The sequence below is a fragment of the Micromonospora sp. NPDC050187 genome (assembly GCF_044459745.1).
Classification (GTDB): Bacteria; Actinomycetota; Actinomycetes; order Mycobacteriales; family Micromonosporaceae; genus Micromonospora.
Map to the genome: position 1 here is coordinate 263,449 of NZ_JBITJH010000003.1, position 20,206 is coordinate 283,654.

18 protein-coding genes are annotated in these 20,206 nt (G+C 73.9%); 15 read left to right on the top strand and 3 right to left on the bottom strand.

Annotated features, from left to right (window positions below; all coding sequences use genetic code 11):
- Window positions 1-5: 5 nt before the first annotated feature.
- Window positions 6-491 (top strand): DinB family protein, encoded by a 486-nt coding sequence (locus tag ACIBJE_RS06995; protein ID WP_396744551.1) that lies wholly within the window; start codon window positions 6-8, stop codon window positions 489-491.
- 11 nt (window positions 492-502) lie between these two features.
- Here the strand turns inward: ACIBJE_RS06995 and ACIBJE_RS07000 are convergent, their stop codons facing one another.
- Window positions 503-1,375, bottom strand: a complete 873-nt coding sequence (locus ACIBJE_RS07000; RefSeq protein ID WP_396744122.1) for a carbohydrate kinase family protein — start codon at window positions 1,373-1,375, stop codon at window positions 503-505.
- Between the two features lie 63 nt (window positions 1,376-1,438).
- Here ACIBJE_RS07000 and ACIBJE_RS07005 point away from each other — a divergent pair, with 63 nt between their 5' ends.
- Both ACIBJE_RS07005 and ACIBJE_RS07010 read left to right on the top strand, forming a co-directional pair.
- The gene (locus tag ACIBJE_RS07005; protein ID WP_396744125.1) at window positions 1,439-4,648 is read left to right on the top strand and encodes an SNF2-related protein; all 3,210 of its coding nucleotides are present in this window, start codon (window positions 1,439-1,441) and stop codon (window positions 4,646-4,648) included.
- Window positions 4,645-5,685, top strand: a complete 1,041-nt coding sequence (locus tag ACIBJE_RS07010) for an SWIM zinc finger family protein (protein ID WP_396744128.1) — start codon at window positions 4,645-4,647, stop codon at window positions 5,683-5,685. The genes ACIBJE_RS07005 and ACIBJE_RS07010 overlap by 4 nt, the downstream gene beginning before the upstream one ends.
- Before the next feature lie 34 nt (window positions 5,686-5,719).
- Here ACIBJE_RS07010 and ACIBJE_RS07015 read toward each other — a convergent pair whose 3' ends face one another.
- On the bottom strand, window positions 5,720-5,977 hold the full coding sequence (locus ACIBJE_RS07015) for a DUF3040 domain-containing protein (protein ID WP_396744131.1): 258 nt from the start codon (window positions 5,975-5,977) through the stop codon (window positions 5,720-5,722).
- A gap of 487 nt (window positions 5,978-6,464) precedes the next feature.
- Between ACIBJE_RS07015 and ACIBJE_RS07020 the strand changes: the two genes are divergently transcribed.
- From ACIBJE_RS07020 to ACIBJE_RS07040, 5 genes are all read left to right on the top strand, one after another.
- Complete coding sequence (locus ACIBJE_RS07020; protein WP_396744134.1) at window positions 6,465-8,588, top strand: DUF1800 family protein; 2,124 nt, start codon at window positions 6,465-6,467, stop codon at window positions 8,586-8,588.
- Between the two features lie 8 nt (window positions 8,589-8,596).
- Window positions 8,597-9,976, top strand: coding sequence for a DUF1501 domain-containing protein (locus ACIBJE_RS07025; protein WP_396744137.1), 1,380 nt, complete (start codon window positions 8,597-8,599; stop codon window positions 9,974-9,976).
- Entirely contained in the window at window positions 9,973-11,391 is a 1,419-nt protein-coding gene (locus tag ACIBJE_RS07030) for a ferric reductase-like transmembrane domain-containing protein (protein WP_396744140.1), read from the top strand. Before ACIBJE_RS07025 ends, ACIBJE_RS07030 begins: the two co-directional genes overlap by 4 nt.
- A 12-nt stretch (window positions 11,392-11,403) precedes the next feature.
- Window positions 11,404-12,003, top strand: a complete 600-nt coding sequence (locus tag ACIBJE_RS07035; RefSeq protein ID WP_396744143.1) for an FMN-binding protein — start codon at window positions 11,404-11,406, stop codon at window positions 12,001-12,003.
- Window positions 12,004-12,148: 145 nt separating this feature from the next.
- Complete coding sequence (locus tag ACIBJE_RS07040; RefSeq protein WP_396744554.1) at window positions 12,149-12,868, top strand: FAD:protein FMN transferase; 720 nt, start codon at window positions 12,149-12,151, stop codon at window positions 12,866-12,868.
- 315 nt (window positions 12,869-13,183) lie between these two features.
- Here ACIBJE_RS07040 and ACIBJE_RS07045 read toward each other — a convergent pair whose 3' ends face one another.
- Window positions 13,184-13,852 carry a bifunctional DNA primase/polymerase gene (locus ACIBJE_RS07045; RefSeq protein ID WP_396744146.1) on the bottom strand — a complete coding sequence of 223 codons (669 nt, stop codon included), beginning with the start codon at window positions 13,850-13,852 and terminating at the stop codon, window positions 13,184-13,186.
- 217 nt (window positions 13,853-14,069) lie between these two features.
- Between ACIBJE_RS07045 and ACIBJE_RS07050 the strand changes: the two genes are divergently transcribed.
- The 7 genes from ACIBJE_RS07050 (at window position 14,070) to ACIBJE_RS07080 (ending at window position 20,190) form a co-directional block, all read left to right on the top strand.
- The gene (locus tag ACIBJE_RS07050; RefSeq protein ID WP_396744149.1) at window positions 14,070-15,299 is read left to right on the top strand and encodes a helix-turn-helix domain-containing protein; all 1,230 of its coding nucleotides are present in this window, start codon (window positions 14,070-14,072) and stop codon (window positions 15,297-15,299) included.
- Entirely contained in the window at window positions 15,296-15,871 is a 576-nt protein-coding gene (locus tag ACIBJE_RS07055; protein ID WP_396744152.1) for a flavoprotein, read from the top strand. Before ACIBJE_RS07050 ends, ACIBJE_RS07055 begins: the two co-directional genes overlap by 4 nt.
- A 138-nt stretch (window positions 15,872-16,009) precedes the next feature.
- A complete protein-coding gene (locus ACIBJE_RS07060) occupies window positions 16,010-16,564 on the top strand; it encodes a M23 family metallopeptidase (protein ID WP_396744155.1) in 555 nt (184 codons plus the stop codon).
- A 177-nt stretch (window positions 16,565-16,741) separates the two neighbouring features.
- A complete protein-coding gene (locus ACIBJE_RS07065) occupies window positions 16,742-17,722 on the top strand; it encodes a Nif3-like dinuclear metal center hexameric protein (RefSeq protein WP_396744158.1) in 981 nt (326 codons plus the stop codon).
- Window positions 17,719-18,456, top strand: coding sequence for a zinc ribbon domain-containing protein (locus ACIBJE_RS07070; protein WP_396744161.1), 738 nt, complete (start codon window positions 17,719-17,721; stop codon window positions 18,454-18,456). The genes ACIBJE_RS07065 and ACIBJE_RS07070 overlap by 4 nt, the downstream gene beginning before the upstream one ends.
- A complete protein-coding gene (locus tag ACIBJE_RS07075; protein ID WP_396744164.1) occupies window positions 18,453-19,667 on the top strand; it encodes a bifunctional RNase H/acid phosphatase in 1,215 nt (404 codons plus the stop codon). Before ACIBJE_RS07070 ends, ACIBJE_RS07075 begins: the two co-directional genes overlap by 4 nt.
- A gap of 262 nt (window positions 19,668-19,929) precedes the next feature.
- Window positions 19,930-20,190 carry a DUF3311 domain-containing protein gene (locus ACIBJE_RS07080; protein WP_396744167.1) on the top strand — a complete coding sequence of 87 codons (261 nt, stop codon included), beginning with the start codon at window positions 19,930-19,932 and terminating at the stop codon, window positions 20,188-20,190.
- Window positions 20,191-20,206: the final 16 nt, after the last annotated feature.

The following is a 20,206-nucleotide window of genomic DNA, read 5'->3' on the forward strand; positions in this document are numbered from 1 at the left end:
CCCCGGTGATCGCCCGTACCGGCGACGAGCGGGCCGTGCTGGAGGCCTTCCTCGACCTGCACCGGGGGGTCGTGCTCACGAAGCTGCGGGGCCTGACCACCACCGACGCGACCCGCCGGCTGGTGCCCTCCGACACCACGGTCGCCGGGGTGGTCAAGCACCTCACGATGGTGGAGGCGAACTGGTTCCCCCGGCTGCTCGCTCCCGAACCGGGCGAGGAACACGTGTTCTCCGCCGAGGCGGGCCGGCTGAGCTGGACCGTCGACCCGGAGGACACCGTCGAACGGCTGGCCGCCGCGTACGAGGCGGCCTGCGCCCGGTCCCGCGAGGTCGCCGCCCGGTTCCCGCTCGACCACGTGGTGCCGCAGCCACAGCTCGGCGAGGTGAACCTGCGCTGGATCTACGTGCACATGATCGAGGAGACCGCCCGGCACGCCGGCCACGCGGACATCCTGCGGGAACTGACCGACGGGGCGACCGGAACGGTGTGACCGGGGACGGGTCAGGGCCGGGGGAGCAGTCCCGGCGGGTACTCCATGCCGTCGTGGGTGCAGGCCGCCGCCGCCACCTCCGCCGCGTACCGGGCCGCCGCCTCCGGGGCGTCGCCGCGCAGCCGACCGGCGACGAACCCGGCCGCGAAGGCGTCCCCCGCGCCGTTGCTGTCCACCACCCGCGCGGGCGGCGTCGCCGCCGGCACCCGGGCCGGCGGATGGCCCGGCCGGTACAGCACCGCGCCGTCCGCGCCGTGGGTGACCACCACGCTGCGGGGCGTCAGCGCGGCGGCCGTCTCGGCGGCGGCCGGGCCCAACCGCACCCCGCTGACGAAGACCAGGTCCGCGACCTCGGCGAAGGGCCGGTGGTAGGGGTTCCGGCCGTCCCAGTCGTGCAGGTCCGTCGAGACGCCGACCCCCTCGGGGAGGGCGGCACGCAGGGTCGGCAGCAGGTCGTGCGTCCAGTCCATGATCGACAGGTGTACGTGGGTGGCCCGCGCGACCAGCGTGGCCAGCTCGTCGGGGGCGAACGGGGACGGTCCCTGCCACGGCCGCGAGTCGTACAGCGACATGCGCCGTCCGGCCGGGTCGACCAGGTTCACCGACCGTCGGGTGCCCCGGCTGTCCGTCCGTAGCACCGCCGCCACGTCCGTGCGGGCCAGCGCCGCCCGGATCACGTCGCCGGGCGGGTCGTCGCCGACCACGTCGACCATCGTCACCCGCAGCCCGAGCGCGTGCGCGGCGAGCGCCACCCCCGCACCGGTGTTGCCGATCCGCAGGTCGACGGGTTCCACAGGGATGGAATCGGCCATGGGCAGCGGAAGTGCGGGCACGCGTACCCGCACGTCCACCCCGAGACCCCCGATCACCAAGAGTTCGGACACGGCGCCGACGGTATCCCGTGCCGCCTCACTATCCTGTCCCGGGGCGACGACGAGGGGAGACGTGTGCTGGTCATCCACGGGGTGTGGCTGGTCGGCGTCGGGCTCGCCCTCTGGGCCGAGGACAGCACGGCCCCGGCGCGTCCGCTCCGGCGCGCCGGCCGTCCGCCCCGGGAACGTCCGCATCCCTTCGCCGCCGACCACGCCACCCTGGCTGCCGCGCTCGGTCCGGCCGCCGCGTCCGCCACCCGCGGCTCGGCGGCCCTCTCCCTGCCCACCCGGGGTGGGGCGCCGCTCGACTCGCCGGAACTCGTCCGCACCGCCGCGGTGGACCCGGTCCGCGGCGCGGTCGCCCTGGCCCGCTGGCGGGTGCCCACCCTCGGGTACGCCCCGGCCGCCGCCCTGACCGTCCTCCGTCGGATCGACGGGTACGCCGGGGTGCCCGGCGCCGGCCTGCGGCACCTCGCCGAGCTGGCCGCCTTCGCCACCGACCTGGTGGCCCGGGGCCGCGTCCTGCCGGTGGTCGACGACGACCGGTCCCGCCGGGACGTCACGGACCGGGCGGTCGCCGGCTGGCATCCCCTGCTCACCGGCGCGGACGCCGCCTGGGCGCGGGCACTCACCCTGGCCCTGCCGCCGTCGGCCCGCGCCGCCGGACCGGTCGCCGGGAACGGGACGAGCCGGGCGGGCCGGGCCGCCGACGGTGCGTCGGGCCGGGCCGCCGGTGGCACGTCGGATCGGGCCGCCGTCGCCGACGGTGAACCGAGTCCGGCCGACGTGGTCGCCGACGCGCTCGACGCGCTCACCGACGCCGCCGCCCGGGCCGCCCTGGACGGCCTCCGGTTGCCCGGTACCGGGCGACGTGACCCGGTTGCCGCCTGGTTGACCGCGCTGACCGGTCCCCGGCGCGGGTTCGCCGTCGATCCGGCCGACCGCGAGGCGCTCCGGGCCGGGCTGGACGCCTGGCAGCGGGACGCCGTCGGCAGTCCGGTCCGGGCCAGCTTCCGGCTGACCGAGCCGCCCACCGCCCCGGACCCTCTCGACGATCCGGACGCCTCCATCGGCCCGGACGCCCGCGACGACCCGGACGCCCCGACCGGGCCGGACGACCTCGTCGATCCGGGCACCTGGCGGGTCGAGTTCGGGTTGCAGGCCGCCGACGAGCCGGGCCTGCTGGTCGGTGCCGAGATGATCTGGCATGACCCGGCAAGCGCCACGGTGTTCGCCGACCGGCTCGACGCCCCGCAGGAGACGCTCCTGGCCGAGCTGGGCCGGGCCAGCCGGCTCTGGCCGGAGCTGGACGCCGCGTTGCGTACCGCGACCCCGTCGGCTCTGGAACTCGACGCCGAGGGGGCGCACCGCTTCCTGCGGGAGGGGGCCCCGGTGCTGCACGCCGCCGGCTTCGGGGTGCTGCTGCCCGGCTGGTGGCACCGCCCGGCTGCCCGGCTCGGCGCGCGGTTGCAGGCCCGCAGCCGGACCGCCCCGGGCACCGTGGCGACCTCCGGCGCGGTCGGCCTGGACGCCCTGGTGGACTACCGCTGGGAGCTGGCCCTGGGTGACCAGCCGCTGACCGCCGAGGAGCTGGCCGCGCTGGCGGAACGGAAGAGCCCGCTGGTCCGGCTGCGCGGGCAGTGGGTCGAGCTGGACCCGAAGCGGCTCGCCGCCGGCCTGCGGCTGCTCCGGGCCTCCGGTGAGCTGACCGTGGCCGACCTGCTCCGGCTCGGCCTCGCCGACGGCGACGAGGCGTCCCTGCCGGTGCTGGAGATCAGCGCCGACGGTGCGCTCGGTGACCTGCTCTCCGGGCAGGCGGAGCGGCGGCTCGCCCCGCTGGACCCGCCGCCGGGCTTCGTCGGCGAGCTGCGGCCGTACCAGCGGCGGGGGTTGGCCTGGCTGGCCTTCCTCCAGTCCCTCGGGCTGGGCGCGGTCCTCGCCGACGACATGGGGCTCGGCAAGACGGTGCAGCTGCTCGCCCTGCTCGCCGCCGATCCCCCGGAGGCCGGGCCGACCCTGCTGGTCTGCCCGATGTCGCTGGTCGGTAACTGGCAGCGGGAGGCCACCCGGTTCACCCCGAAGTTGCGGGTGCACGTGCACCACGGCGCGGACCGGGCGCGGGGCGAGCGGTTCGCCGAGGCGGTGCACGACACGGACCTGATGATCACCACGTACGCGGTGGCCGCCCGGGACGCGGTCGCGCTGGCCGGCGTCGACTGGCACCGGGTGGTGGTGGACGAGGCACAGGCGATCAAGAACGCGGCCACCCGCCAGGCCGAGGCGGTCCGGGCGCTGCCCGCCCGGCACCGGATCGCGGTCACCGGAACACCGGTGGAGAACCGCCTCGCCGACCTGTGGTCGATCATGCAGTTCGCCAACCCCGGTCTGCTCGGCCCGGCCGCCAGCTTCCGCAGGTCCTACGCCGAGCCGATCGAGCGCCACGGCGACGAGGAGACGGCCGGTCGGCTGCGCCGGGTCACCGGACCGTTCGTGCTGCGGCGGCTGAAGACCGACTCGTCGATCATCTCGGACCTGCCGGAGAAACTGGAGATGGAGGTGCTCTGCAACCTCACCGCCGAGCAGGCCGCGCTCTACCAGGCGGTGGTCGACGACATGCTGGCGAAGATCGAGTCCAGTGACGGCATCGAGCGGCGCGGTCTGGTGCTGGCCACCATGACCAAGCTGAAGCAGGTCTGCAACCATCCGGCCCACCTGCTGCGCGACGGTTCGGCGTTGCCCGGCCGCTCCGGCAAGCTGGCCCGGCTGGAGGAGATCCTCGACGAGGTCCTCGCGGCGGGGGAGAAGGCGCTGCTGTTCAGCCAGTACGCCGAGTTCGGCGGCATGCTGCGCGGGCACCTGTCGGCCCGGTTCGGCCGGGAGGTGCTCTTCCTGCACGGCGGGGTGGGCAAGGCCGACCGGGACGAGATGGTCACCGGCTTCCAGTCCCCGGACGGCCCCGCGCTGTTCGTGCTCTCCCTCAAGGCCGGCGGCACCGGGCTCACCCTGACCGCCGCGAACCACGTGGTGCACGTGGACCGGTGGTGGAACCCGGCGGTGGAGGACCAGGCGACCGACCGGGCGTTCCGGATCGGGCAGCGCCGCCGCGTGCAGGTCCGCAAGTTCGTCTGCGCCGGCACGGTGGAGGAGAAGGTCGCCGCGATGATCGCCGAGAAGCGCGGGCTGGCCGCGCGGGTCGTGGGCAGCGGCGAACAGTGGTTGACCGAACTGTCCACCGCCGACCTGCGTGACCTGCTCACCCTCGCCCCCGGGGCGGTGGTCGAGTGAGCCCCGCCGAGCGGCGGTTCGCCGACTACGGTCCACCCCGCCGGGTCTCCGGGGGACTGCGGGCCCGCAGCAGCCGGGGCGCGATCGGACAGTCCTGGTGGTCCCGGCGGTTCCTGGAGGTGCTGGAGTCCTTCGCGCTGGGCACCCGGCTGACCCGGGGACGCGCCTACGCCCGCGCCGGCCAGGTGCTGACCCTGGACGTCTCGCCCGGCGCGGTCACCGCCGTGGTGCAGGGCTCCCGGCCCCGGCCGTACCAGGTCCGCATCGAGCTGGCCCGGTTCCCGGAGCCGGTCTGGACACGCCTGGAGGAGGCCCTGGCCGCGCAGGCGTTCTTCAGCGCCCGGCTGCTCGCCGGTGACCTTCCCGCCGAGCTGGAGGAGCTGTTCACCTCCGTCGGCGCGCCCCTGTTCCCGGCCGGTGTCGGCGAGCTGGTCCAGCACTGTTCCTGCCCCGACCTCGCGGTGCCCTGCAAGCATCTGGCGGCCACCTTCTACCTGCTGGCCGAGGCGTTCGACGCCGACCCGTTCCGGCTGCTGCACTGGCGCGGCCGGGGCCGTGACGAGCTGCTCCACCGGCTCCGGGCCCTGCGCGGCGCGGCCACGTCACCCCGTGACCCGACCGCCACCTCGGTGGTCGACGCGTCGACGGGACCGACCGGTGGGCGGCCGGCGGCCACGCCCACCACCGGGTCGGTCGCACCTCGTGCGGCCGGTACGGGACGGGTGCTCGGCGACCTGCCGGACCCGCCTCTGGCCGACCAGGTGGACCGGTTCTGGCTGCCGCCGGTACCCCTGCCCGACCGTCCGCCGACCCTGGCCACGGATACGGAGTTGTTGCTGCGTCAGCTCGGGCCACCGGATCGCGCCCTCGGCGGGCCGGGCCTGACCGAGCGGTTGCGCCGGGCGTACCGCCGCTTCGGCGCGGCCGACGCTGGCCCGACCGGTGGTGTGGGCGACGCCGCTCCGACCGGCAGCGCGGTCGACCCCGGCTCTGCCGGTCCGTCCGGTGCGGGTTCCGCCGAGGGCGGTCGGGAGTGACGGCGGCCCGCGCCACGGCGGGGCCGGCGCAACGTCACCACCACCGCCGTCGGTGACGCCACAACAGGGCGGAGTTGGCCAGGAGCACCACGGCGCAGATCGCGCCGGCCACCCGACCGGCGAGCACGGTCATCGCCGGCAGCGAGGCCCACAGCACGATCGTCAACAGCACCAGGTAGCGGCCCCGGTGTGCCCGCGCCCGTTGGTCGAGCCGCGAAAAGAACGCCGGGTCGCTCTCCCGGAGATATCGGGTGATCTGCTCGAACCTGCGCTGGTCCTCTTTGCTGAGCATGGCGGTGCCTTCCCCTCATGCGGTTCAGCGGTCCGGCGGCATACCCGCTGCGGTGGCGGCTCACGCCCCTGCTGCTGCTTCTTTGCCCGCGCCGACGGCGTCGGGTGCGCCGTCCCCGCCGGGCCCGGCTCGCGCGTCCGCAGGTGGGCCGCCTCAGCGACCACTTAGCGGAACCTTAAGTTTCACTGTGCCGGCGACCTCACCGGATCCTGCGGCGACGTGGGGAAACGTCGCGTTCGGGACGTCCGCCGCCGGGTAGGGCCTGCTCGGGACGGCTGCCCCCGGACCGGCGGATATCCGACCGGGCCGGCGACTCCTGCAAAGGCGTCTTAAGTGGCCCTCCGGGTGGTGTTCGTGCACCTTGATGGCCCCCTACCGCTTGGTTACCGTGCCGTAGCACCTCCCCTCAGGCATCGACTGCCCTCGCCGTCGCGCCGCACCTGGCGCCGGTTCCGGGCGGCAATTCAGCAGAAAACAGGATTGGTACATGGCCGACCAGAACGTGCCACCACACCGGCCGCGGGACGAGGGCCGCTGGGACGGACGACACCACCCCACCGACCCGTACCACGACCCGTACCCTTCCCCGCCGTACGCCTCGTCCGGTTCCGGGTCGACCTATCCGTACCGTCACCCGTACGCCGGGCAGCCGGACGACCCCCGGGCGTCGTACGCCCCGTGGCCGGGCCAGGCGCAGCCGGAACCGGCGTCCCGGCCCGGCTCGGGCGGGTCGACCGCGCGCCGGGGGCCGCAGTGGATCGGCCCGGCCGGCCCCGGTCCCCAGGGACACGGCGGTGACCCGGGACTGCCCGACCTGGACGACGACTCCGACGACGGCCGCCACCGGAGCCGACGCCGGGCCCTCGCCGCGCTCGGCGGCACCGCCGCGGTGGTCGCCGGGGGCGCCGCGCTCGCGATGACCCCGCAGGTGCGCGGTCTCTTCGGCGACGATCCGGCCGGCGACGCGACCGTCACCCGGGTCACCGACGGCAACGTGAACCGCCCGAGCGGGCAGCAGCCGAGCACCGTGCGTACCTACACCGAGCAGAACGAGAGCTACATGGGCTCCCGGGCCGGTGCGGCGCTGAAGAAGAACACCCCGGCCGGTGGCCGTACCTTCTCCGGTCCGGCCGCCGCGGCGGCGGCCACCACGGTCACCGTCAAGACGGTGCTGGCCAAGGACCCGGCCCGGCACCTCGCCACCCGGGCCACCTTCGGCGCGACGCCCAAGGTGCTCGCCGACATCGAACGGATGGGCATCGACGCCTGGTTGCGCTGGCAGCTCGACCCGGAGAAGATCGCCCCGACGAAGGCCGAGCTGAAGCTCAGCGAGCTGCCCACCCTGCGGATGACCCCGAAGCAGCTGCGCGACCAGCGCGACCAGCTCAACGAGCGCGGTGCGCAGCCGGAGAAGGAGATGGTCGACGCCACCATCGCCCGGCAGATCTGGTCGGATCGGCAGCTCTTCGAGGTGATGGTCGACTTCTGGAACGACTTCCTGCACGTCGCCGCCGACTTCGACGGCGGTGAGGTGTACCGGCACTCCTTCGACGTCGACGTGGTCCGCAAGTACGCCCTGGCCAGCTACCCGGAGATGCTGGTCGCCGCGAACCGGCACCCGGCGCTGCTGCTCTACCTCAACCAGAACGACTCCCGCGCCGACGCGGTCAACGAGAACCTCGCCCGGGAGAACCTGGAGCTGTACTCGGTCGGCGTCGACGGCGGCTACACCGAGAAGGACGTCCGGCAGGCGGCCCTGCTCCAGACCGGACGCGGGGTCTCCGACGGGGAGTACGTCTTCCGCGAGGACCGGCACTTCGTCGGCAAGGTGAAGATCCTCGGCTTCACCCACGCCAACAACTCGAAGGACCCGGAGAAGGCCGACGCGGCGATCGACGCGTACATCCGCTACATCGCGTTGCACCCCTCCACCGCCCGGTACGTCGCGCAGAGCCTCGCCACCCGGTTCGTCTCGGACACCCCGGCGAAGACCCTGGTGGACCGGCTCGCCAAGACCTACACGGCGAACAAGGGCCTGATCAAGCCGGTGCTGATGACGCTGTTCAGCTCGTCGGAGTTCTGGGCCTCGGTGGGGCAGAAGGTCCGCCGCCCGATGGAGTACCTGATCGCCACGTACCGGGTGCTCGGCGTCTCGCCCGAGGCGTCCGCCGACTACAAGGCCGACGACAGCAAGCGCACCCCGTACGCCCGGGGCCTGCGCCGGATCCACGACAAGCTGCGGGAGCTGGGCCACTACCCGATGGGTCAGCCCACCCCGGACGGCTACCCCGACGTGTACGTCGCCTGGACCTCCGCCGGCACCATGGTCAACGGCTGGAACGAGGCCGGTGACGTGGTCAACGGCTACCGCCGGGAGTTCTCCTACGTCAAGCCGGAACGGCTGGTCGCGAAGCCGCCCACCACCGCCGGGGCGTACGTGGACGCGCTCGCCCGGCGGCTCGTGCACCAGAAGCTGACCAGCCGGGAGAAGACGCTGATCCTCGCCGTCGCCGGAGTGTCGGCCGACACCCGGGTCGACGCCACCTTCAACGGGGCCGTCACCGCCGTCGCGCGGGCGATCCTCGCGTCCCCCCAGCACCACCTCCGGTGAGGCACCCGATGGAGAAGACTGTGTACTCGTACCCCCTGCACCCCGAATGCCCGGACCTGCGCCGGCTGGCGGACGACCCGGCCGAGGCGCTGCTGCGGGCGGAGGCCGACGTGGTGGCCGCCGAGAACGCCGCCGAGCGGGACCGCTACCTGCGGCTGGAGGCGGAGGAGGAGGCCCAGCAGGACGGTCGCGGGGTGACCCGGCGGACCTTCGTCGCCGGGGCCGCCGCCACCGCCACCGCCCTGGCCACCGCGCAGTTCGTCACCACCTCGGCGTCGTTCGCCGCCACCAAGACCGGCACCCTGATCCACGTCTTCCTCTACGGTGGACTCGACGGACTGAGCCTGGTCGCCCCCGCCGACGACGCGGCGCTCCGCAAGGCCCGCCCCGACCTGCTGCTCGGCTCCGACTCCCTCGCCCTGGCCCGTGGCTTCAAGCTGACCAGCGCGTTCAAGCCGCTGGAGAAGTGGCTGAAGGCCGGCCAGCTCGGCTTCGTCCCGGCGGTCTCCGACGAGCGGCTCTCCCGCAGCCACTTCCAGGCCGCCGACGCGTGCAACCTCGGCGGCCTGCCCGGTGAGACCGGCGGCCGGGGCTGGCTGGACAGCCTCGTCGACCACCTCGGCAAGGGCACCGCGTTCCGCAGCGTCGGCATCGGCAGCACCCTGCCCCGGTCGCTGGTCGGCAACAACGGCGCGCTCTCCCTGGGCAGCGTCGGCTCGCTGCGGCTCAACGGCGACGAGAAGTACCGGGCCGCCACCGAGAAGGCCATCCGGGGGCTCTTCACCGGGATCAACCACCCGGTCGAGGAGTCCGTCCAGGACGGCCTCGGCGCGCTCGCCACCGCCCAGAAGCTCGCCGCGAAGCCGTACCAGGCGGCCGAGGGGGTCGAGTACCAGGGCGTCGGCAACTCGTTCAAGCAGCTCGCCCAGCTCATCAAGGGCGGCGCGAACGTCCGGGTGGCCACCATCGGCATGGGCGGCTACGACACCCACGAGAACCAGGGCACCCGGGAGGGCGGTCAGCTCTGGCGCCGGCTCAACGAGCTGGCCGGGGCGATGGCCGCGTTCTTCACCGACCTCGGCGACCAGGCCGCCGACGTGACGGTGATGGTCTCCAGCGAGTTCGGCCGGCGGGTCGCCTCGAACAGTGGCGGCACCGACCACGGGCACGGTGGGGTGGTCACCGTCCTGTCCGGACGCAAGCTGGCCGGCTCGCTGCTCGGCACCTGGCAGGGCCTGGACGACCTCGACAGCGGTGACGTGCCGGAGTACAACAACATGTTCAACGTCTACGGCTCCGTCGCACAGGGCCGCTTCGGGCTGACCAACGCGGAGGTGGACAAGATCTTTCCGCGGATGAAGTACACCCCGATCAAGCTGTACGCGTGACGTACCCCCGTACCCACGCCGCCGGCCGCCGCAGCGGGACCCCGTCCCGGTCCGGCGGCCGGTCGGCTGCGTCCGTACCGCCACGGGTGCCGCCCCGGCGCGGGCCCGCCGGCCGCCGCGCGGTGCTCGCGGTGCTCTGGGCCGGGCTGCTGCTGGCGGTGCTGCCCTGGTGGTGGCAGACCCCGGACGACTCGCTGCGCACCACCACCGCCACGCTGACCGCCGCCGGCCGGATCACCGGACTGGTCGCCGGCTACCTGCTGCTGGTGCAGGTGCTGCTGATGAGCCGCCTGCCGGTGCTGGAACGCCGGCTCGGCGGCGAGCAGATCGCCCGTTGGCACCGGGACATCGGGGTGACGCTGCTGGTCGCGGTGCTGGCGCACGTGTCGCTGATCCTGACCGGTTACGCCCGGTTGCAGAAACAGTCGGTGCTGGTCGAGGCCGGGGTGCTGCTGCGCGACTACGAGGACATGCCCGGCGCGTTCGCCGCCGCCGGCATCCTGACCCTGCTCGGCTTCACCGGGATCCGGGCCATCCGCACCGCCCTGCCCTACGAACTCTGGCACCACCTGCACCTGAGCAGCTACCTGGTGCTGCTGCTCGGGTTCGGCCACCAGTTCGCCCACGGCCAGCAGCTCTTCCGCCCCGGACCGGTGCGCACCGGCTGGATCGTGGCGTACCTGCTGGTGGCCGCCGCGCTGCTCTGGGGCCGGGTGGTGGTGCCGCTGCGCTTCAACCTCCGGCACGACCTGCGGGTCGCCGACGTGGTCGCGGAGAACCCGGACACCATCTCCATCTACCTGACCGGACGCCGGCTGAACCTGCTCGACCTGCGCGGTGGACAGTTCCTCCGGTGGCGCTTCCTCACCGCCGGCCGCTGGTGGCAGGCGCACCCGTTCTCCCCGTCGGCGGCGGGCAACGGCCGGTGGGTGCGACTGACCGTCAAGGTGGTCGGCCGACACACCGCCGGCCTCCGCGACCTGACGCCGGGCACCCGGGTCTGGGCGGAGGGCCCCTCCGGCGTCTTCACCGCCGCGCACCGTACCCGGGACCGCGCCCTGCTGATCGCCGGTGGCAGCGGCATCACCCCGATCCGGGCGTTGCTGGAGGAACTGCCGCCGGACGCGGCGCTGATCTACCGGGCCCGGACCCCGGCCGACGTGCTGCTGCACCGCGAGCTGGACTGGCTCGCCGAGGCCCACGGCACCGACGTCTGGTACGTCATCGGCTCCCGCGACGACCCCGGTCCCCGGCGGATGATGAGCCCGCAGGGGCTGCGCCAGCTCGTGCCGGACCTCGCCGACCGGGACGTCTGGCTCTGCGGACCGCCCGGCCTGGTCACCTCGACGGTGCGGGCGCTGCGCCGGGCCGGCGTGCCCCGCCGGCAGATCCACCTCGCCACGTTCGAGCTGTAGGAAGGTTCCCCCATGCGTCGCGCGTTCCTCGCCGTCACCGGCCTGGCCGCCGGCACGACCCTGCTGGTCGTGCTCAAGGGCGCGCCGGAGACCACCCGGGTCGTCGAGACCGCCGCGCCCGAGCGTCCGCCGGTGGTCCCCACACCCGCCGGCCCGACGCCCGCCGGCTCCGCTCCGGCCAGCCCCGACCGGACCGGCGCGCCCCGGACCACCGGGAAGCCGGACGAACCGTCCACCCCCGCGACCACCCGGACGCCCCGGAGCGCGGGTGACCGGACCACCGTCGCCGCCCCCACCCCGCGCCGGACCACCGCCCCGCCGTCGGGACGACGCACGGTCACCGGGCCGGTGGTCGGCAACGAGTACGGCAACGTGCAGGTGCGGATCACCGTCGCCGGTGACCGGATCGTCGACGTGGTCGCCGTGGAACTGCCGGAGGAGACCGCCGAGTCCGACCGGCGCAGCTCCTCGGTGGACAGCCGGTACAGCGGCACCGACGGGGAGGTGGTGCGGCGGCAGGACGCCGACCTGGACACCGTCTCCGGGGCCACCGCGACCAGCGACGCCTACCAGCAGTCGTTGCAGGCCGCCATCGACGCCGCGCGGCGCTGACATGGCCGCGTCGCGTACCGCCGCCCCGCCGTCCACCCGTCCGGGCCCGCCCGCCGCGCCCGTCCGTCCCGGCCCGGCCGCCGCGTCGCCTCGTTTCGGCCCGGCCGCGTCGCCTCGTCCCGGCCTGCGCCGGGTCGAGCAGGTCATGGGTACGCCGATCAGCCTGGACCTCGCCGACGACCTGCCCCGGGTCACCCTCGACGACCTGGCCGACGACGTGTTCGGCTGGCTGCGCGAGGTCGACGCCCGGTTCAGCACGTACCGGGCCGACAGCGAGGTGAGCCGCTTCGACCGGGGCGAGGTGCTGCTCTCCGACGCTTCCTCCGACCTGCGGCTGGTGCTGGAACGCTGCGCGGATCTCTGGGGGGCGACGGACGGCTGGTTCGACGCGTACGCCGCCGGGAGCTTCGACCCGTCCGGCTACGTCAAGGGCTGGGCGGCGCAGGTCGCCTCGGACCGGCTGCTCGCCGCCGGGGCGGCCAACCACTGCCTGAACGCCGGTGGGGACGTCCGGGTACGCGGCCTCTCGCCGGCCGGCCGCCCCTGGCGGATCGGTCTCCAGCACCCGTGGGACCGCACCGCCACCTTCCTGGTGCTCACCGGCACCGATCTGGCGGTCGCCACCTCCGGGGTCTACGAGCGGGGACACCACGTGCTCGACCCGCGACGCGGCGAGCCGGCCCGGGGCCTGCGCTCGGTGACCGTGGTCGGCCGGGACCTCGGCGTGGCCGACGCGTACGCCACGGCGGCTGTCGCGATGGGCTCCGCCGGAGCGGGCTGGCTCGGTCGGCTGGCCGGGCACGATCACGCGGTGGTCACCGACACCGGTCGGTGCCTGCGCTCATCGCACCTGCCCGTCGCCTGACAGCGAGGTTGGAGGGGTGGGGTCCCCCGGGCCTGGTCTGACTCATCGCCTGACCGACGTTGCTGTCCTGTAGCGGATTCAGCGGGGTGGGCGGCGGCTGCCGGAGGGGCGGGTGCCGAGCGGGCGCGGGCGCCCCGGGCGGGAGCCGGCCGGTCTCGTGCCGACCCGGCGGTACGCCCGGCGGCGGTGCGGTGGTGGCTCGGCCCCCTCGGCTCGGCGGGCCGGATCGTCGATGGACATCGTTCCCCCGATCGGGGCGCGACCGCGCCCTCACCGGAGACAACGATGCGCCGCCCCGGCGGGACGTGGCGGGGGTCAGAAGCCGCGACGGGGGAGAGGGAGCTGACCGGGGAGCAGGTCGGCGGCCAGGGCGATGCCGGTGGCCCGCATCGCGTCCACCATCACCTTCTGCACCAGGTACGAGTCGGGCAGCCGCCAGCGGGCCTGCTCCGGGGCGAGGGCCCAGCGCACCGGTCCCTCAAGCAGCCGGGTCGGCGGCGCGGGGATCCATGAGCCGACCCCGTGCCGGACGACGTGGAAGCAGTGGTCCAGTTCGGGGCGGAGCGGGTCGCCGGGGCGTACCAGGAACATCCAGCGGCCGGAGGGAGTGACCGCGACCGGACCACGGGCCCGGTCGGCGGGGTGGTCGGAGATCGCGTCGAGCACGTGCCGACCCAGGTAGGAGGGCACCTCCAGCACGTCGAAGGCCCGCCCGGTGGGGAGCAGCACCCCGTGCGGGCGGCTGCGCCACCAGGTCGCCACCCGGGCCGGGTCGGTGCTGGCGGCGAGTTCCCAGTTCTCCAGGGCGGGGTGGCAGCCCACGGTCGGGCAGCCGGCCCGGCCACAGACGAAGCGGCTGCGGGCGAGACACGCGCCGGGGGTGACCTCCCAGCCGTGCATCGCGTACCGGACCGCGATCCGGCGCAGCCGCACCCGTTCCAGCGGCGACAGATGGACGACATGCGGTCCGACGGTCCCCCACATGGTGTGTGCTCCTCTCGGGTGTCACGGTCCGGTCACGTCGGGCGTCGAGCCCCGTCACTGCCGTCACCGGTGCTCGTTGCGACAGGCGAAATGCAAGTTGCACGAAAGCTATGAGGTTCGGTCGGACGAGTGCCGCACAGACTGTGCGATCAGGACAAACCAGACCTGACAACTGTGGTGGGACTCCCGGAGGATGCCGGGTGTGGAGGGAGCGGGAATGGACGAGTTACCGATCGGACGGCGGGTGGCCTACTGGCGTGGGCGACGCAGGATGTCGCAACAGGTGTTCGCCGACCGGTTGGGCAAGTCCAAGAGCTGGGTCGACAAGATCGAGCGTGGGGTCCGGCGGCTCGACAAGTTCTCCGTCCTTTACGAGATCGCCGACATCCTCGAGATCGACGTGCAACTGCTGGTCGGCAAGGACCCGGAACGGCGTAGCGACGCGTCGAACTGCATCGACCAGGTCGAGGTGGACCAGATCCGGGCCGCCCTGGAGCGGTACGACGCGCTGAGCGCGTACTTCGACGCGGTGCCGTACCCGCCGATGCTCGGCGACATGCGCAAGGCGGTCAACCACGCCTGGCTCACCTACCAGTACGGCCGGTACGGCATGCTGACCCGGGCGCTGCCGAAGCTGCTGCGCGACGCCCAGGCCGCCGACGCCGCGTACGGCGGCGACGACCAGGGGCGGGAGGCCGCCCACCTGCTCGGGCAGGTCTACCAGGTCACCTCGTCGGTGCTGCGCAAGCTCGGCGAGTGCGAGCTGGCCTGGCTCGCCGCCGACCGGGCGATGGCGGTCTCCCAGCGCGCCGACGACCCGCTCCTCGCCGGGATCGCCACCACCCGGGTGGGCAACGCGCTGCTCGCCATGGGCCGGGCCCGCTCGGCGCTGGAGCTGAACCTGCGGATCGCCAACCGGCTCGCCCCCGGCGGAGGCCAGGACGTCACCCCGGAGCATCTCTCGGTCTACGGGATGTTGCTGCTCCAGGGCGCGATGGCCGCCGCCCGGGACGGCGACTCCGCCACCGTGGACGATCTGCTCGACGGGGCGCAGGAGGCCGCCAACCGGCTCGGCGGGGACCACAACCACTACTGGACCTGCTTCGGGCCGACCAACCTGAAGCTGCACCGGGCCGCCGCCGCCGTCGAACTGGGCGACGGCGGGCGGGCCGTGGAGACCCACCACTCCATCGAGCTGCCCGCCTTCAACGGGCTGCTGCCGGAGCGGCGGGCCCACCACATGCTCGACATCGCCCGGGGGTTCGCCCAGATTGGCGACGTGGCCAGTGCCGGGGAGATGCTGCTGAAGGGGGACCGGCTCGCGCCGTCCGAGATCCGCTGCCGCCCGATCGCCCACGTGGTGATGTCCGACATCCTGCGTCGCACACGGGGTGCGCCGTCTTCGCCGATCGCGGAGTTGGCTGAGCACATGGGAGTCGGAATATGAACGCGGTCGTCCCCCCGCCGCGCGACCGCCGGCAGGTGTTGTACGTGATCGTCTGTGGCTCGCCACTGGCCGGCCGGGTCGGCCGCCTGGTCGAGCTGGCCCAGCGGGACGGCTGGGACGTCTGCCTGGTCGCCACACCGGACGGGGCGAAGTTCGTCGACGTGGCGGCGCTGGCCCGGCTGACCGGTCACCCGGTCCGCACCAGCTACAAGCACCCGGGGGACCCGGACGTCCTGCCACCGGCGGACGCGATGGTGGTCTGTCCGGCCACCGTCAACACGGTCAACAAGTGGGCCGCCGGGATCACCGACACGCTCGCGCTCGGCCTGCTGGTGGAGGCGCAGGGTCTCGGCGTGCCGATCGTGGCGGCGCCCTTCACCAACAACGCGATGGCGACCCACCCCGCCTTCCGGGCCGCCCTCGACCGGCTACGGGAGTGGGGCGTCACGGTGCTCTTCGGCGACGACGTGTACCCCCTGCACGCGCCGGGCACCGGTGAGCGGCATCTGCACACCTTCCCCTGGGAAATGGCCCTGGACGCGCTGTCCGTTCCCGCCTGCCCCACCAGGTAGACGGCGAAGCCGGTTGCTCTGCGTAGCCTCTCCCTGGCTCGTCTGACATTGATCAAATTCGTGTTGCTTGTTTAGATTCCGGAAGCATCGTCAACGACGGGTCTGAATCTCTGTCAGCCGCACAGGAGTGGGGAGAGCGTGAACAACGTATCGAAGGTGCTGCGCAGGGTGGTTGCCGTGGTGGGCGCGGTGGTGACCGCCGCCGCGCTCACGCTCACCGGCGCCACGCCGGCCTCGGCCGCGAACTACTACTACGAGCTGCCGTACCCGGCGGGTGAGTCGTACCTGGTCACCCAGGGGCCGGAGGGCACGTACTCCCACGTCGGTCCGTACAACGAGTACGCGTGGGACTTCGGGCTCCCGCTGAACTACGAGGTCACCGCCTCGCAGGGCGGCACCATCGTCTACTCGGACTGGTCGCCGTACTGGCAGAACGGCATCGAGGTCATCATCCGGCACTCGAACGGCCAGTGCACCCACTACGCGCACCTGAACCGGTCCTTCTACTGGCCCGGCGACTGGGTCCCGCAGGGCCGGATCATCGGCTGGTCCGGCAGCACCGGCGCCTCCACCGGGCCGCACCTGCACTTCCAGGTGATCAACTGCAGCACCCGGGTGGGCATCTCGGCCGCCCTCCAGGGCTGGGTTCCGTGGACCGGCACCCGGCCGGTGAGCGTGAACCACTACGCCTGATCCGTCCTACTTCGGGCCGGCCGGCCCGGGTGATTGCAGGGGTCCCCTGTTACCGCATTCTGCGGAGCAGGGGACCCCTGCTCATCCGGTGCCGGTGCGCTCCGTCGCGGCCCGGACGCGACGTGTCCCGAGCCGGGTTGCGCCCCCACCGGCCCGACGCCGGTAAGCTGGCCCGCCGTGAGCACAACCGGATCCCCACCACCGACGGTCGCCGACGTGGTGGCCGTGCTGGAGCGGCGCTACCCGCCGGCCTGGGCCGAACAGTGGGACCGGGTGGGGCTGGTGCTCGGCGAGCCCACCACCGTCGTACGCCGGGTCGCCTGCGTGGTCGACGTGGTCCCGGAGACCGTCGCCGAGGCGCTCGCCGTCGGGGCGAACATGATCGTCGCGCACCACCCGCTGCTGCTGCGGGGGGTCTCCTCGGTCGCGCCGACGACGTACAAGGGTCGTATCGTGCACCAGCTCATCCGTGCCGACGTGGCGCTGCACGTGGCCCACACCAACGCCGACGTGGCGAACCCGGGGGTCTCCGACGCGCTCGCGGCCCGGCTCGGCCTGACCGGGCTCCGCCCGCTGCACCCGCCCGTGCCGGGTAGCCCGGCGCACGGCGAGGGACGCGGCATCGGCCGGATCGGCGAGCTGACCCACCCGATGACGCTCGCCGAACTGACCCGACACGCCGCCACCGTGCTGCCACCGACCGCCTGGGGGGTGCGCGCCGCCGGGGACCCGTCCCGCGTGATCCGCACCGTGTCGGTCAGCGGCGGTGCCGGCGACGGGTTCCTCGCCGACGCCACCGCCGCCGGGGTGGACGCGTTCCTCACCGCCGACCTGCGCCACCACCCGGCCGGCGAGCACCTCGCCGAGGGCGGTCCCGCGCTGCTGGACGCCGCGCACTGGGCCACCGAGCGCCCCTGGCTGGACGACCTGGCCGCACTCCTGCGGGCGACGCTGGGCGTCGAGACGTACGTCTCCGATCTGGACACCGACCCGTGGAGCGTGCACGCCGCGAGCCCGCTCCCGGCCACCGGGCCGGCGGCGCCGGCCACCCCGCAGGAGAACCACACCCCCGTCCCCGGCGCCACCGCGACCACCCGGGGCCGTACCGCACCCGACGACCCCCACCCCGCCGTGGACGACAAGGAGCCCCGACCGTGAAGGCTGAACCGGCAGTCCAACGCCGCCTGCTCGACCTCCAGGCGATCGACACCGCCCTCGCCCAGCTCGCCCACCGCCGACGCATCCTGCCCGAGCGCGCCGAGCTGGAGGCCCTCGCCCGGGAACTGTCCACCCTGGAGGACCAGCGGGTCCGTGCCCAGGTGGCGGTGGACGACCTCGACCGGGACATCGCCCGGCTGGAGAAGGACGTCGACCAGGTCCGCACCCGTAAGGGCCGGAACGAGGACCGGCTCGCCGCCGGCACCGGCCCGGCCCGCGAGTTGGAGGCGCTCCAGCACGAGCTGACCTCCCTCAACCGGCGGCAGAGCGACCTGGAGGACGCCGAGCTGGAGCTGATGGAGCAGCGGGAGACCGCGCAGGCCGTCCTCGACGGCATCGAGCAGCGCCTGGCGGAGGCGCGTGAGAAGCGCGCGGAGACCGAGCGGCGGCGCGACGAGAGCCTGGCCGAGATCGCCAAGGAGGAGGAGTTCAAGCGCTCCGCCCGGCAGCCGCTCGCCACCGACCTCCCGGCCGACCTGGTCACCCTCTACGACAAGATCCGCGAGTCGACCGGGCTCGGCGCGGCCCTGCTGCGCGGTGGACGCTGCGGCGGCTGCCGGCTCGACCTCTCCGGAGCCGACCGGGCCCGGATCGCCAAGACCGCGCCGGACGAGGTGGTCCGCTGTGAGGACTGCCGCCGGATCATGGTCCGCACGAACGAATCCGGACTGTGAGCCTGGCCGCGGTGGTCGTCGAGGCCGACGGGGGCTCCCGGGGCAACCCGGGCCCGGCGGGCTACGGCGCGGTGGTCCGCGACGCGGACACCGGTGAGGTGCTGGCCGAACGCTCCGAGGCGATCGGCACCGCCACCAACAACGTCGCCGAGTACCGGGGCCTCATCGCCGGACTGACCGCCGCGGCCGAACTCGGCGCGACCCGGGTCGAGGCACGGATGGACTCCAAGCTGGTCGTCGAGCAGATGTCCGGCCGTTGGCAGATCAAGAACCCGGGGCTGCGTCCGCTGGCCGCCGAGGCCGCCGTGCTGGTCCGCCGCTTCGCGGCGGTGACCTTCACCTGGATCCCGAGGGAACGCAACCGGCACGCCGACGCCCTGGCCAACGCCGCGATGGACGCCGCCGCCGGCCGGACGCCGTCCGGTCCGACCGTCACGGCCCCCCGGATCGTCGAGCCGCCGCGCGAGGTGGCCGCCCCGGATTCGCCCGCCCGGGCCGCCGCGCGGGAGGCCGCCGCCCGCGCCGCCACGAAGGCCACCGCCGGCACCGACCCGGCGACCGCGCCCGCCTCCTGGGAGCCGCGCGGCACCAGCGAGGCGACCCGGCTGGTCCTGGTCCGGCACGGCCAGACCGAGTGGACCGCGCAGCGTCGCTACTCCGGCCGGGGCGACGTGCCGCTGTCGGAGCGCGGGCGGGACCAGGCCCGGGCCACCGCCGCCCGGGTGGCCGCGCTCGCGCCGACCGTTGCGGCCGTGGTCAGCTCACCCCTGTCCCGCTGTACGGCCACCGCCCGGCCGATCGCCGTCGCGCTCGGCGGTGTCCCGCTGCGCACCTCCGACGACCTGGTCGAGTGCGACTTCGGCGCCTGGGAGGGACGCACCTTCACCGAGGTACGCCAGGAGTGGCCGGGCGAGATGGACGCCTGGCTCGCCTCCACCGCGGTGGCCCCGCCGGACGGGGAGTCGTTCACCGACGTCACCATCCGGGTGCTCCGAGCGCGGGACCGGCTGCTCGCCGCGTACCCGGGGGAGACCGTGGTGGTGGTCTCGCACGTCTCCCCGATCAAGATCCTGCTGCGGGACGCGCTCGCCGCCGGGGACGCCTTCCTGCACCGGCTCCACCTCGACCCGGCCGGGGTGTCGGTGCTCGACGTCTGGGCCGACGGCGGGGTCGCCGTCCGCTCCGTCAACGACACCGCCCACCTCGGCTGAGCTGCCGCCCGGGTGAGGTGGTAGCAGGGGTCCCCTGTTACCGCTTTTTGCCGAGCAGGGGACCCCTGCAACCACCCGACACGGTGAGCGAGTGCGCGTCGACCCGGGGGTAAGTCCGATCTGCGGGGTGTGCGGTGATGTGCCGCTCGGCGCAGCCGGCACACCGCTGAGCGCAGTGACCCGCTGTAGTGAGTGACGGCGGTCACAATATCGATAACCTCCGGGCCGTCTCTGTGCACTCCGAGCACCCGGAGGTGGACCCATGGCCGCGACCGAACCGGAGCCGCCGACCCCGGCGCGACCGCCGACGACGGCACGTTCCCGGGCGAAGGACCACAGCCCGTGGAACTGGCTGCTCTTCGTCCCGATCGTGGTACCGCTGATCCCCGTACTGTTCAACGGCGACTCGCCCCGGATCCTCGGGTTCCCGCGCTTCTACTGGCTCCAACTCGCGTACATCCTGCTCGGCGTCGCCACCACCACGCTGGTCTACCAGATGACCCGGAAGCGGGGTGGCCGGTGAGCGCGAGGAGTGAGCC

What these genes read in the sequence shown, in the direction of transcription:
- ACIBJE_RS07050 (WP_396744149.1), top strand. Translation starts at nt 14,070, where the DNA reads ATGGACGAGTTACCGATCGGACGGCGGGTGGCCTACTGGCGTGGGCGA.
- ACIBJE_RS07025 (WP_396744137.1), top strand. Translation starts at nt 8,597, where the DNA reads ATGGAGAAGACTGTGTACTCGTACCCCCTGCACCCCGAATGCCCGGAC.
- ACIBJE_RS07015 (WP_396744131.1), bottom strand. Translation starts at nt 5,977, where the DNA reads ATGCTCAGCAAAGAGGACCAGCGCAGGTTCGAGCAGATCACCCGATAT.
- ACIBJE_RS07080 (WP_396744167.1), top strand. Translation starts at nt 19,930, where the DNA reads ATGGCCGCGACCGAACCGGAGCCGCCGACCCCGGCGCGACCGCCGACG.
- ACIBJE_RS07045 (WP_396744146.1), bottom strand. Translation starts at nt 13,852, where the DNA reads ATGTGGGGGACCGTCGGACCGCATGTCGTCCATCTGTCGCCGCTGGAA.
- ACIBJE_RS07055 (WP_396744152.1), top strand. Translation starts at nt 15,296, where the DNA reads ATGAACGCGGTCGTCCCCCCGCCGCGCGACCGCCGGCAGGTGTTGTAC.
- ACIBJE_RS07020 (WP_396744134.1), top strand. Translation starts at nt 6,465, where the DNA reads ATGGCCGACCAGAACGTGCCACCACACCGGCCGCGGGACGAGGGCCGC.
- ACIBJE_RS07040 (WP_396744554.1), top strand. Translation starts at nt 12,149, where the DNA reads ATGGGTACGCCGATCAGCCTGGACCTCGCCGACGACCTGCCCCGGGTC.
- ACIBJE_RS07035 (WP_396744143.1), top strand. Translation starts at nt 11,404, where the DNA reads ATGCGTCGCGCGTTCCTCGCCGTCACCGGCCTGGCCGCCGGCACGACC.